The organism is Siphonobacter sp. SORGH_AS_0500 (assembly GCF_002838835.1).
Taxonomy (GTDB): domain Bacteria; phylum Bacteroidota; class Bacteroidia; order Cytophagales; family Spirosomataceae; genus Siphonobacter.
On sequence record NZ_NHPP01000007.1, the window covers coordinates 43,756 to 56,569 of the forward strand.

At 45.1% G+C, this 12,814-nt stretch carries 8 protein-coding genes; 7 read left to right on the forward strand and 1 reads right to left on the reverse strand.

All coding sequences use genetic code 11. The features are described from left to right. Positions 1-105 precede the first annotated feature (105 nt). From BWI96_RS09535 to BWI96_RS09555, 5 genes are all read left to right on the forward strand, one after another. On the forward strand, positions 106-996 hold the full coding sequence (locus tag BWI96_RS09535) for a class I SAM-dependent methyltransferase (RefSeq protein WP_106636425.1): 891 nt from the start codon (positions 106-108) through the stop codon (positions 994-996). Further along, on the forward strand, positions 977-2,599 hold the full coding sequence (locus BWI96_RS09540) for an Ig-like domain-containing domain (protein WP_157830288.1): 1,623 nt from the start codon (positions 977-979) through the stop codon (positions 2,597-2,599). Before BWI96_RS09535 ends, BWI96_RS09540 begins: the two co-directional genes overlap by 20 nt. Before the next feature lie 589 nt (positions 2,600-3,188). Beyond that, a complete protein-coding gene (locus BWI96_RS09545; protein WP_232793665.1) occupies positions 3,189-5,024 on the forward strand; it encodes a tetratricopeptide repeat protein in 1,836 nt (611 codons plus the stop codon). A gap of 157 nt (positions 5,025-5,181) precedes the next feature. After that, positions 5,182-6,315, forward strand: coding sequence for a M48 family metalloprotease (locus tag BWI96_RS09550; protein ID WP_106636427.1), 1,134 nt, complete (start codon positions 5,182-5,184; stop codon positions 6,313-6,315). A 114-nt stretch (positions 6,316-6,429) separates the two neighbouring features. Continuing rightward, a complete protein-coding gene (locus tag BWI96_RS09555; RefSeq protein ID WP_106636428.1) occupies positions 6,430-8,232 on the forward strand; it encodes a long-chain fatty acid--CoA ligase in 1,803 nt (600 codons plus the stop codon). Between the two features lie 59 nt (positions 8,233-8,291). Here BWI96_RS09555 and BWI96_RS09560 read toward each other — a convergent pair whose 3' ends face one another. Further along, positions 8,292-9,701 (reverse strand): APC family permease, encoded by a 1,410-nt coding sequence (locus tag BWI96_RS09560; protein WP_106636429.1) that lies wholly within the window; start codon positions 9,699-9,701, stop codon positions 8,292-8,294. A gap of 256 nt (positions 9,702-9,957) precedes the next feature. Here BWI96_RS09560 and purB point away from each other — a divergent pair, with 256 nt between their 5' ends. Both purB and BWI96_RS09570 read left to right on the forward strand, forming a co-directional pair. After that, entirely contained in the window at positions 9,958-11,304 is a 1,347-nt protein-coding gene (gene purB, locus BWI96_RS09565; RefSeq protein ID WP_106636430.1) for an adenylosuccinate lyase, read from the forward strand. Between the two features lie 274 nt (positions 11,305-11,578). After that, entirely contained in the window at positions 11,579-12,787 is a 1,209-nt protein-coding gene (locus BWI96_RS09570) for an exonuclease SbcCD subunit D C-terminal domain-containing protein (RefSeq protein ID WP_106636431.1), read from the forward strand. Positions 12,788-12,814 lie beyond the last annotated feature (27 nt).

The following is a 12,814-nucleotide window of genomic DNA, read 5'->3' on the forward strand; positions in this document are numbered from 1 at the left end:
TCCGCGAAGGGGTTTTTTATTAGCCTTAAGCATATTTAACGAAGTCATGAAAGATGCTCGACCGATATGCTCAGGGAATCAAAACTCATCGGCTATTTTTGAAGCATGAAAATGGAAACCCTCAGTTGCTGCCCAGTGTGCAAAGGGGAGCGACGTACCCCCTACCTGGTTTGCAAGGATTATACTGTTAGTCAGGAAGAATTCACACTGGAGCAATGCCAGTCCTGCGGCTTTGTTTTTACAAATCCACGTCCCGCAGAAAATGAAATTGGAGCCTATTACCAATCGACCGATTATATCTCTCACAGTAATACCAAACAGGGATTAGTCGCCAAAGCTTATCACAGTGTTCGGAAGATTACGCTTCAAAACAAGCTCAAACTGGTCAATGAATTAAGCCCTAAAAAAGGTCGCTTACTCGATGTGGGTTGCGGCACGGGCATGTTTCTATCAGTATGTAAAGAGGACGGCTGGCAAGTAGCAGGCATTGAACCCGACGCCGGAGCCCGCCAAATTGCAGTCGAACAAACGGCTGAACATATTCAGTCTTCCATTCTCGAAAGTTATGCAGGGGAGACCTTTCAGATGATTACGATGTGGCATGTGTTAGAGCACATTCATCAACTCGATGCAACCCTAAACTGGCTGAAAGATCGGGTAGCGAATCAGGGTCATCTGGTCATTGCGGTTCCCAATTTGCAGTCTTTCGATGCTCAGGAATACGGTAAATACTGGGCCGCTTACGACGTACCCCGCCACCTGTATCACTTCTCACAAAAGGCCATTCAACAATTAGTATCAGAAAAAGGATTTACACTGACGCAAACCTTACCCATGCCTTTCGATTCGTTTTACGTGAGTATGCTCAGCACGAAATACCGGGATGGTAAAATCAATTATGTGGAAGCCGTACGGAAAGGGCTTCGCTCGAATCAGTGGGCCAAAAGCCATCAGAACAATTACTCCAGCCTTATTTATGTATTCAAAAAAGCGTAACCATTTCACCGCATTATGCTGGGCCATCATATGGATGATCGGGCTGGCGGGTTGTGCCCAGCAGAGTTCGCCGTCGGGTGGAGAAAAAGACTTAACGCCCCCGAAAGTGGCTCGCCAGGTACCTGAAAATCTAACGACGAACTTTAAAGGGAAAATCGTTGAGCTGGATTTTGATGAGTATATCAACATCGATAACCTGAATCAACAGTTACTTATTACCCCCGCCATTGAAGGAACGTTTGACTTTAAAACTTACCCCAAAGGCGTGCGGATTACTTTCGAAAAAGACTTCCGCCCCAACACCACTTACACCTTAAACTTTCGGAATGCATTCAAGGATGTAACCGAACGCAACCCTGCCCGGAACGTTAAACTGGTTTTCAGTACAGGTACTCAACTTGACTCGCTTCGCTTGCAGGGAACGGTGAAGGAGTTACTTACTGACCGTCCGGTGTATGATGCTCTGGTCGGATTATACCAGGTAAGTGACACCCTGAAGTTTTCGAAAAACAAACCTTATTACCTGACGAAGACCGACAGCTCCGGTCGATTTAATCTGGAAAATATGGCTCCGGGACGGTACTGGCTAGCGGCTTTGAAAGACGTTAACAATAACCTTTTATATAATACCGAAAAGGAAGCCATCGCTTTTCACCCCAACCCTATTACCATACCCGGCTTCACGGATTCGCCCATTCTTAAAATTACAAACGCTGACCAGTCGCCGCAGCGAACCCCCAAGACGCTGGCAACATCCCGGACTTTTTCTCTGATTTATCCCAGAGGCATTACTTCGGTTAAGGTTAAATTTGCGGGTGACAGCTTGCCTTACGCTCTGATCGAATCCAATCAGATCCGGTTTTATAATACCATCAATTCTACGGATACCTTACGGGCCAGTGTTACCGTTCAGGATTCTCTGGGTCGCAATTTTACCAGCGATCAAAAAATTCGTTTCCGCGAAAAAGGCAAACGTGATGCGGATACCCGCGAATCTCTGGAAGTAAAACAAACGCCGAAAAGTGGAGAAGACATAGACGAGGTTTTTAAAATGCAGATGGTATTCAACAAACCCATCACCCGCTTTAATCCGCTATTGGTCCGTATTCAGGAAGATACTATTCGCGATGTTAATTTCACTGCTAACGATTTTGAATGGAATGCCTATCGAACGGAATTCAAGATCGAAAAGGAATTAAAATTCAAACGCGACGTTCGCAGCCTTTTTCCGAAAGGCACTTTCATTTCCATTGAAGAAGATACCGTGCAGGCCGTAAAAAATTTGAATCCATTACGTGATCCCGAAAAGTACGGGACCATCAGTGGCGAAGTTCGAAACGTCCAGTCGAATTATATGGTCGAGTTATTAAGTGCAGCCGATTTCAAAGTGATTCGCAGCATTCCTAATAAGAGCCCTTATACCTTTACCGCCGTCCCTCCGGGAACCTATAAGTTAAGGCTCATTCTGGATTTGAATAAAAATGGTAAATGGGATGCGGGTAATCCTGATGAATTCATTCCGCCTGAGCCCGTCATCGTCTTTCCGAATGATATTAAGCTAAAGGCCAATTTCGAGTTACTAGGTAACGACTTTTCATTGTAGCCATTTGCTTATCCCCATCGAAAGCCTGTCCCACTCGGACGGGCTTTTTTATGCCTCAGAAGACCGATAGAAGGCCTTTTTACTATGTGGAAAAGTCCGGTGGAAAAAGTCATTTTGGGTCCTAAAATAGGAGACTACGGAAAAGCTACATTCTAAATTAAAAATGTCCAAACTTTCTGTGGATAAGAACGTTGATAAACTGGCTTTTTGCTGTGGATACTGGGGAAAAAGCCTGTGGACTATTCATAGGGCTATCCACAATCCAATCCCTAAAGACTGAAAATGAAAGTTATCCGTTGAAAACTCCCGAGTAATCCCCGAATCATGAACTAGTTATTAACCGTTTTTCCAGGGGTAAAAATTATCCACTTTTCCACGGTGTATAACTCTTCAAAATGTGGGTAAATAGAATTTAATTGTAAATCAGTATATTAGATGTGCACAAAGATGTGGGTAAGTGTGGACAAGCCGGGATTTAATCAACGATGATCCAATCAAGTGTTTTTGAAAAAAAATTTATTCACTTTTCCACCGGCTTTATAACAACCATTAAAAAAGATTTTAAAAAAGAATTTCTTAATAAATGTAAATGGTGAAGAAACTGTTCAGACTGTTCTTTTGCGGAGCTCTTCTGATTTCGTTTGGGAGTAATGCTCAGATTATGCCCGCTCAGGTGGAGACGCCGGAAGTTCAATTGGGGAAAGAATACCTTCGCAATGGGGAATATGAAAAAGCCCGTGCTACCCTTGAGAAACTGGCTAAAGAGAAAAGCCTGCTGGCGGAAGTATACGAGCCTTACCTCGAAAGTCTGGTTAAGTTGAAAGACTGGAATCAGGCTGAAAAATTTTTGAAAAAGCAGATGAAGGAAGAGCCCGAGAATCCCTTCTACTCGCTGGACTATGCCCGTATGCTCGAAAGTCAGGGAAAAGTCAAAGAAGCTGATAAGTGGTATAACGAAGCTTTGGTAAAAGGACAGCGAAAAGAAGAATGGACGTATCGGCTCGGAAAGAACCTGGCTGATAAAGATCAGCTCGATTGGGCCCTAAAACTCTTCCAGGAGGCTCGAAAAGCTCAGCGTGACCCATCACGCTATTCTTTGCAGATCGCTCGTCTGCATCGACTTTTGGGCCAATCGGAAGCCATGATCGAGGAATATCTCGTCTTTGGATCGAATGAAAGTAATACCGATCTGGTGCAGGGCATTTTGCAGGATGAAATGAAAGACGAGAAAATCGTACTGGCACTGGAGAAAACGCTTTACCGCAAAGTACAGGAATTGCCCAATGAGAAGTATTACGGGGAAATGCTGATTTGGTACCTGCTCCAGCAGAAAGAATTTGGGAAAGCCTTCATCCAGGCCCGTGCTCTGGATCGGCGGTTAAAGCAGGAAGGTCAGAAAGTTACGGAAATTGGCTTCCTGGCCATGCAGAACAAAGACTACGAAGCAGCGGGGAAAGTTTTTGAGTATTTGGTGAAAGAATACCCCAAAAGTACCAACTATCCCGTTTATCGCCGTTTGTTAATCAATGCCAAGGAAGAAGTGGTTAAGACCACTTATCCCGTGAAACAGGAAGATGTCCGGGTACTAATTAACGAATACGGTCGCTTGTTATCGGAATTGGGTGAAAACCCCCGCACGCTGGAAGCCCTGCGTAACTCGGCTCACCTCTACGCGTTTTACCTCGACGAGAAAGATACAGCCGCCACCATTCTCCAGAAAGCCATTCAGGCGGGTGGAATGGATCAGGATTTTGTGAATAAGTGCAAGCTGGAGTTAGGTGACGTTTTCCTGTTGAAAGGCGAACCCTGGGAATCCACACTACTTTACTCGCAAGTGGAAAAGTCAGCGAAAGACAGTCCGATGGGTTACGATGCCAAGTTGAAAAACGCGAAGTTGTCGTATTACAAAGGCGATTTTGAGCTGGCCAAAGATGTACTGGATATTCTCAAAAAGGCCACTACTCGCGAAATCTCCAACGATGCTATTGAGCTGAGTTTATTAATTCAGGACAATACGGGCATGGATACCACCGAAACGGCCATGAAAGCCTACGCGGCGATAGATCTGTTACTTTTCCAGAACCGGACGGATGAAGCTCTGGCTTCGCTCAATGACCTATACCAGAAATACAAAGATCATTCGCTGGCCGATGAGATTCTCTGGCGAAGAGCCAATACGCTGATCAAGGAAAACCGGACGGATGAAGCCATTGAAGATCTCGATAAAATCATCAAAACCCACCCTCAGGACATTCTGGGTGACGATGCTTTGTTTTTGATGGCAAAGCTTCAGCAGGAGAATAAAAATGACAAGGAAACGGCAATGAAGCTGTATCAGGAAATCCTGACGAAGTATCCCGGTAGTATTTACACCGCTGAAGCCCGCAAACGTTTTAGAAATCTTCGGGGTGATGCAATAAATTAATCAATCTTTTCGATTGTTAAGTTAGAGTTCGTGGCTCGTGGAAATACCGTTGAAAAACGGACGTGGGCCGCAACTGGATGAGCCACGAACTTCTATCCCCCTCTTTTCGTTGTGGAAAAGTCATTCCTATTGTTAATAACCCAACAAAGTTATCCACATGTCTACTTTAAGCCGTCTTGTCAAGCAGGGCCTTTTCTGCGGTTTGGTGTTTCTGTGCGGACCCGCTTTTTCTCAAAATTCTTCTGATAATCAGGAAGATAAGTTTCCAACTTGGAGTTATGGCTCGCAAAAACTACAAAAAGGACCTTGCGACGTATATCTATTTAAGTCTAATCAACATGCCGAAGGCGTTGTGGATAACATTCTGAAGTCGGCGGGCATGGGTTTTGGGAAGCGAAACTTTCAGGTGGTTGAATGTCCCAATACCGATAACTGTTATGCTACCATTATCAACGGAGTTCGCTACGTAGTTTATGACAATGCCTTTTTAAAGCAGGTAGAAAACCGCACCCGCACGGATTGGTCGGCTACTAGTATTATGGCTCACGAGATTGGTCACCACATTTTGGGTCATACATCGGACGGTACCGGCAGTCGCCCTGATAAGGAGTTACAGGCTGATTACTTCTCTGGTTTTGTTATCCACAATCTGGGGGGAACTTTGGAAAACGCCCAAATTGCGATTCAGCTTTTACAGAACGACGAAGGCGACGCGACGCACCCTGCCAAACGTGATCGATTATCCGCAATTGAGAAAGGATGGCGTGAAGCGGATAATTTTTACCCACGTATAGCGAATAAAGTTCCAGATTCCTCCCCTACCCCATCGGCTCCCGTTGAAACTAAAGCCCCGGTAATAGTCGCAGAAGCTCCTGCCCGCACGGGTTGTGTTACCGGCAACTGTTCGGAAGGCATGGGTTCCTATGTCAATCGGAAGACACTGGAGAAATACGAAGGGCAATGGAAAAATAATCGGCCTAACGGGGTCGGTACACAATTTTACGCCAATGGCAAAAAGAAATACGAAGGTGATTTCTTGAACGGTCGTTTTGAAGGCAAGGGAACGCTCTGGTATACCAACGGAGCGGTGTATTCCGGAGACTTTTACGCCGGAGTTTGTCAGGGTGTGGGTATGCTTAAATTCAAAAATGGCGACCGCTATATTGGCGAATTTAAAAACGGTTACCGACATGGCGAGGTAAATACGTTTATTCCAGTGGATACGAAGAAGTTCTGTACTACATCAAAGATGCTCGACAGGACAAAAAATAACGATTTATTTTTCAAATGAGAAGGCCGGATTACCGGCCTTTTTTTATGTATACTCGTAACTGTTTTCGGAGTATTCTTTATTAAGTATAACTTAGACTTGAAATCTGAATACTTAGCCACAAACCACATTATAATGCAAGTAATAACCTCCTCATTTCCCAGCGAAGCGAAAGAGTACCCGTATAAGCGAGTTTTTGAAGTATTAACCCGATTCGTTCAGGAAACGAACAGCCAGGAAGCTCTAGCCTCTAAAAAGAATGGTGTATGGGAAAAAATACCGGCGGCTGAGTTTCTTCGTCAAGCCAATCTGGTGAGTTTAGGTTTGTTGAAAGCGGGTATTCGGAAAGATGATAAGATTGCAATTGTGTCGAATAACCGTCCGGAATGGCATTTCATTGATTTCGGAATTCAGCAAATCGGAGCGGTATCGGTTCCCTTATACCCTACCATTACTGTTGACGATTACCGTTACATTCTTAATGATGCCGGAGTAAAAATTGTATTTGTATCCAATGAAGCTCTGTATGGTAAGGTATCTGAAGCGGTCAATAGCCTTTCCGAAGTACCTCAAATCTATTCCATTGATTCCATTACAGGCGTAAAGAACTGGAAGGAGCTAACGGATCTGGCGAATGAAGCAGACATTCCGTCGCTGGAGGAAATCAGAGAAACCGTTCAGCCTGAGGATTTATTAACCTTGATTTATACGTCAGGTACGACCGGAACGCCCAAAGGAGTCATGTTAACGCACCGAAATGTGATCTCTAATATTGAAGGCGTAAAACCTTACATGCCCATGAAACCTCACGAGCGGGGGCTAAGTTTCCTGCCTTTGAGTCACGTATATGAGCGGACCATTCTCTACGTGTATATGCGATACGGAGTATCGGTTTTCTACGCTGAAAGCATGGATACGATTGCGGATAACCTCAAGGAGGTAAAGCCCACTGTATTCACGACGGTGCCGCGTCTTTTGGAAAAAGTGTACGATAAGATTGTGGCCAAAGGGTATGAATTAAAGGGAATCAAGAAGCAGTTATTCTTCTGGGCTTTGAAGCTAGGGCTTCGGTATGATCCCGCCGTTGATCAGGGTTTTTGGTATAATACGCAGTTGAAACTGGCTCGCAAACTCATCTTCAGTAAATGGAAAGAGGCTTTAGGCGGGAACATCAAAATCGTTTGTACCGGATCGGCGGCCTTGCAGCCCCGTTTGTCCCGCGTGTTCTGGGCGGCGGAAATCCCCGTAGCCGAAGGCTATGGCCTGACCGAAACTTCGCCCGTGGTCTCCGTAGGCCGGGTGAATCCGCCTGACCTGCGGGTAGGTTGCGTGGGTAGTGTGTTGCCCGAAGTAACTGTCAAAATTGCGGATGATGGTGAAATTCTGGTCAAGGGTCCCAATATTATGAAGGGGTATTATAACCAGCCGGAACTGACGGCTCAGGCTATTGACGCCGAAGGCTGGTTTCATACGGGTGATATTGGCGAAGCCGTCGAAGGCCGTTTTCTAAAGATTACGGATCGAAAGAAAGAAATGTTCAAAACCTCGGGAGGTAAATACGTAGCCCCTCAGTTGATTGAAAACAAGCTTAAGGAATCGAAGTACATTGAACAAATCATCGTGGTGGGTGAAGGTCAGAAATTTCCATCGGCCATTATTGTTCCCAACTTCGAGGCCTTGAAGGTGTATTGTAACCTTAATCAGATTGAATACTCTACGCCCGAGAAGATGATAAAAAACGAACAGGTACTGGAAAAACTGCACCTGGAAATCGAAAAGTTAAACGAAAGTTTTGCCCAGTTCGAACGTGTGAAGAAGTATACATTACTCAGCAAACTCTTTACCATCGACGCCGGAGAATTAACTCCAACGTTGAAAATCAAACGCAAAGTAGTGGTTCAGAAGTATAAGGATTTGATCGAAAGCATGTATAGTTAGTTGATAGTGGTTGTTATTAGTTTTTCTTTCTAACAACTAATAACCAACCACTCAAATTACTAAACTGTCGCCCGCTTTCGCCAGATGGCGTAAAACGGTAAGCCCGTGGCCATTAATAACAAACCTATCAAAGCCTCTGTTGTACGGTTAAAAAGGGTGTTGATCACTAGAAAGCCACAGAAAATCAGGAAGAGGGCGGGTACTACAGGGTAACCAATCACCTTGTAGGGACGATTGACATCTGGCATTTTCCGGCGTAAAATGAACACGCCCAGCGTTGTAGCTCCGTAAAAAATGAACGAAGCGAAAATAAGCATATCGGTTAACTGATCGAACGTTCCTGATAAAATCAGTACCGAAGACCATACGCCCTGCATCCACAATGCTTTAGAAGGCGTATTAAAAACCGGGTGAATATAATTCGCTGATTTAAAGAACAAACCGTCCTTCGCCATCGCGTAAAACAAACGCGAAGCCATCAAAATCGTACTGCTGGTACAGTTGAATGTCGTAACCAGAATCAGCAAAGAAATGGCTAATCCACCCCCTGCTCCCAGAAAATGCTTCACGGCTACCACCGCTGCGATACCATTTTGTGACTTATGCACATTAATAATCTCGTCAATGGGTAATACGTAGAAGTACACGAAGTTCATCAATAGATAAATCGTCATGATGATCAGTGTACCGATAGTTAAAGCCCAGGGGAGATTTCGTTGCGGATTTTCAATTTCTCCACCGATATACCCCAGATTATTCCAGCCTTCATAAGCCCAGAACGCACTTAAACAGGCCAAAGCTAAGGCACTCAGAAGCGTTCCTCCTGACATGGCTTCAGCGTTAAAATCAATCGAAGGTTGCTGAATATTAGCCCAGCTTCCAGTGGATGAAGTTAACCCCAGAATAATGATAACCAGCATGGTTCCAATCATGGTTACCGTCAGAATCCGGCTGATGGTTTCACCCATTTTTAATCCTCGGGCATTGAGAAAAGTCAGAGCTAACACCAGTCCAATGGCAACGGCCTTAACACTGAGGTTATCCAGCGGGTGCAATCCCAGAAGGTTAATATCCGCCAGGGAGGCGGGCGTGGCGGGTAGGGTAATGAGTGAGCCTAACGATTGAGCGAATACGTAAGAAATGGAAGCAATCGATGCCGTTCTGATGACCGCGAAGTTGGTCCAGCCGAGCAGAAAGGCAAAAAAGCGATTGTAGATGGTTCGAAAATAGACGTATTCCCCACCCGAATCCACGAGCATACTGGCAACCTCTGCATTACTGAGCGTTCCGGCCAGACTAATTAATCCTGCCAATAACCAGGCCGCCAGCACCAGGCCCGGCGATTGTAGCTCAGCCGACATGGGGGCTACTTTTTTAAAAACGCCCGTCCCGATAACCGCACTGATAACAAACACAATCCCGGATACCAGGCCAATAGACCGACGAAGATGACCCTGTGATTCAGGCATAAGAATAGTTTATGTAGGTAATTTGATGAAATATGAAAGCAAATTCGGAAAAAATAGGCATTACTGGGTGTTTGTTTGGAATTAATATTCGTAGAGACGTCGATTTATCGCGTCTAATTCCGCGTATCTATTTCAAATAAATAGGAATCAGATAAAAAGAAGACGCGATAAATCGACGTCTCTACGGATTAGGCCTAGCAGAATCGCTATTCTTCACAAAATCAGGGTAACTTTGTCTTTTACGAAGCAAATTAGTATGGCTCTCACTACCTTAACCGCTATCTCTCCCGTAGATGGCCGCTATCGCCGGGCGACGGAATCCCTGGCTCCCTTTTTCTCAGAGTTCGGGTTAATTCACTATCGGGTTCGGATTGAAATCGAATACTTTATTGCCCTTTGCGAATTGCCGCTTCCCCAACTGGCTCAGTTTGATACGGCTCTTTTTGGAAAGTTACGCTCCATTTATACAGAGTTTTCAGAAACGGACGCCCTCCGAATCAAAGAAATTGAGAAAACGACCAATCACGATGTGAAGGCCGTTGAATACTTTATCAAGGAAAAACTTAAAGATCTGGACATTGAGCAGTATCTGGAGTTTATCCACTTTGGCTTAACGTCTCAGGACGTAAACAATACGGCTATCCCATTATCGCTAAAAGAAGCGATGGAGGCAGTCATTACTCCTGCCTTTGAGGAAGTTATCCACAAGTTAACCGAACGGTCTGAAAGCTGGAAAGACGTGGCTCTGCTGGCACGTACGCACGGTCAGCCCGCTTCTCCAACCCGTTTGGGCAAGGAGATTCTGGTATTCATCGAACGTATTAAACAGCAGCAGGCCCTGTTAACCGCTATTCCACACGCGGCTAAGTTCGGTGGAGCAACGGGTAACTTCAATGCCCACTGGGTCGCTTACCCCGCTTTTAACTGGCCTGAGTTTGGGAATACGTTTGTGGATAACTTGGGATTAACCCGTAGTAAGTACACCACTCAGATTGAACACTACGACCATCTGGCGGCTTTACTGGATACTTTGAAACGCCTGAACACCATCCTCATTGATTTTTCTCGGGATGTGTGGACGTACGTTTCCATGAATTACTTCAAGCAAAAAATCAAAGCGGGGGAAGTCGGTTCTTCGGCGATGCCTCATAAGGTTAACCCCATTGATTTTGAAAATGCCGAAGGAAACTTCGGAGTGGCGAATGCCTTATACGAACACCTGTCGGCCAAGTTACCTATTTCACGTTTGCAACGCGATCTGACTGATTCAACGGTACTTCGGAATTTGGGTATGCCTTTGGCTCACACACTGATCGCTCTGAAATCTTTACTTCGCGGCATTGACAAATTGGAATTAAATCAGGCGGCCATCGATGCCGACCTAGAGGCCAACTGGGCCGTAGTAGCCGAAGCAATTCAGACGGTATTACGTCGCGAAAGTTATCCACAACCTTATGAAGCTCTCAAAGCCCTGACCCGGAAGAACGAAGCGATCACTGAAAAAACGATTGCTGAGTTTATTGAGACTCTGGATGTGTCAGAAGCCATAAAAGCCGAATTGAGAGCCATTTCGCCCTTTAATTACCTCGGTGTACTTGAATAAGTCTAAAAATCAGGTTTCGTTCGATTTGTGGACAACAATTTTGAGTGTGGAAAAATATGTGGATAAGTTGTTGATTTTCAAAAATTAAGGGTGGATAAATAATCGGTTTTAAGGCTCTGAGAATTGAATAAAAATTTAGAGTTGGGCAGTTGAGCATACGTATCGAATTCTCAGTGACCCATTTTCCACCGAGTTATAAGATTTTGGAAGCATCCCCGTTTGGTAGCTGTACCATTCGGGGATTTTTTCTAAGCGATTGTTTTATTTTTGAAGAATGAAGATTTTGCACACAGCCGACTGGCATTTAGGAAAGAGACTTTACCAAACGGACTTGCTTGAAGACAGCCGTCGGTTTGTGGACTGGTTGTTGCAGACCATCGAAGAACGGCAAATTGATGTGTTACTCGTTGCGGGGGATATTTTCGACACGGCTAACCCTTCTACGGAAGCGATGCAGGTGTATTACGATTTTCTCAGAAAATTAATACGTCTGAAATGTCGGCTGATTATTACGGGTGGTAACCACGACTCGGCGGCGGTCCTCAATGGCCCCCGCGAGTTACTGGCCTTATTGGATGTACACGTCATTGGCGGAGCCTGTGATGATTGTCACGAAGAAGTCCTTCCCCTACTCGACCGTCATGGAAAACTTCAGGCTGCCGTCGCCGCCGTTCCTTTCCTGCGGGATCGGGATTTGAAACGTTCGGTGGAAGGCGAAACCTTTGAAGATCGCCGTATGGCCGTTCGGGCGGGTATTCAGCGTCGATACGACCAGGTGCATGCTCATGGCCGAAAAACCTACGCTGATGTACCCCTTTTAGGCATGGGTCATTTGTTTGTGAATGGCTCTGCTACGTCCGACAACGACGAAAAACTGCATAGCATTGGTACACTCGATTTGTTTGAGGTAAGTCTTTTCCCTGCTTTCGATTACCTGGCTTTGGGACATATCCACAGACCTCAAATGTTAGGGAAAAAGGAGTATGTTCGTTACTCGGGCTCGCCCGTAGCTCTCAGCTTTAGTGAAAGACTGGATGAGAAATTAGTTATCCACATCGAGATAAAGAATAATAAGATTATTGATATTCAGGAAGTTAACATTCCTAAATTTCGCCAGCTACGCCGATTCAGGGGGTCATTCACCGAGATAGAAACGCTATTGAATAGTTATCAACATTCGGATGAGTTATCCACATTAGCTGAAATAGAAATCCACGAAGAGCATCGCGATCCGGCATTGATTGATCAGGCAAAGGCTTATTTTTTGAAACTGAACCATTCTCACCTTTCCGTGTTGAACTGGCGATTCAAATTCCAGCAACAACTCAAAACGACTGATGAATTATTCGGTGAAACCATGGCTTTGCCCGAGCTGGCTCCTGCTCAGGTATTTGAGCAGTGGTTGCAGGAAAATGCTGGTTCTGACGAATCCAAAGTCTTATTAACGGAAGCTTTCCACGAGTTGATGAATTCGGTGCAGTAAAGCCTGAATTCATTCCCTGATGATCCA

Coding starts and splice junctions, on each gene's coding strand:
- BWI96_RS09535 (WP_106636425.1), top strand. CDS start 106: ATGAAAATGGAAACCCTCAGTTGCTGCCCAGTGTGCAAAGGGGAGCGA.
- BWI96_RS09540 (WP_157830288.1), top strand. CDS start 977: ATGTATTCAAAAAAGCGTAACCATTTCACCGCATTATGCTGGGCCATC.
- BWI96_RS09545 (WP_232793665.1), top strand. CDS start 3,189: ATGGTGAAGAAACTGTTCAGACTGTTCTTTTGCGGAGCTCTTCTGATT.
- BWI96_RS09550 (WP_106636427.1), top strand. CDS start 5,182: ATGTCTACTTTAAGCCGTCTTGTCAAGCAGGGCCTTTTCTGCGGTTTG.
- BWI96_RS09555 (WP_106636428.1), top strand. CDS start 6,430: ATGCAAGTAATAACCTCCTCATTTCCCAGCGAAGCGAAAGAGTACCCG.
- BWI96_RS09560 (WP_106636429.1), bottom strand. CDS start 9,701: ATGCCTGAATCACAGGGTCATCTTCGTCGGTCTATTGGCCTGGTATCC.
- purB (WP_106636430.1), top strand. CDS start 9,958: ATGGCTCTCACTACCTTAACCGCTATCTCTCCCGTAGATGGCCGCTAT.
- BWI96_RS09570 (WP_106636431.1), top strand. CDS start 11,579: ATGAAGATTTTGCACACAGCCGACTGGCATTTAGGAAAGAGACTTTAC.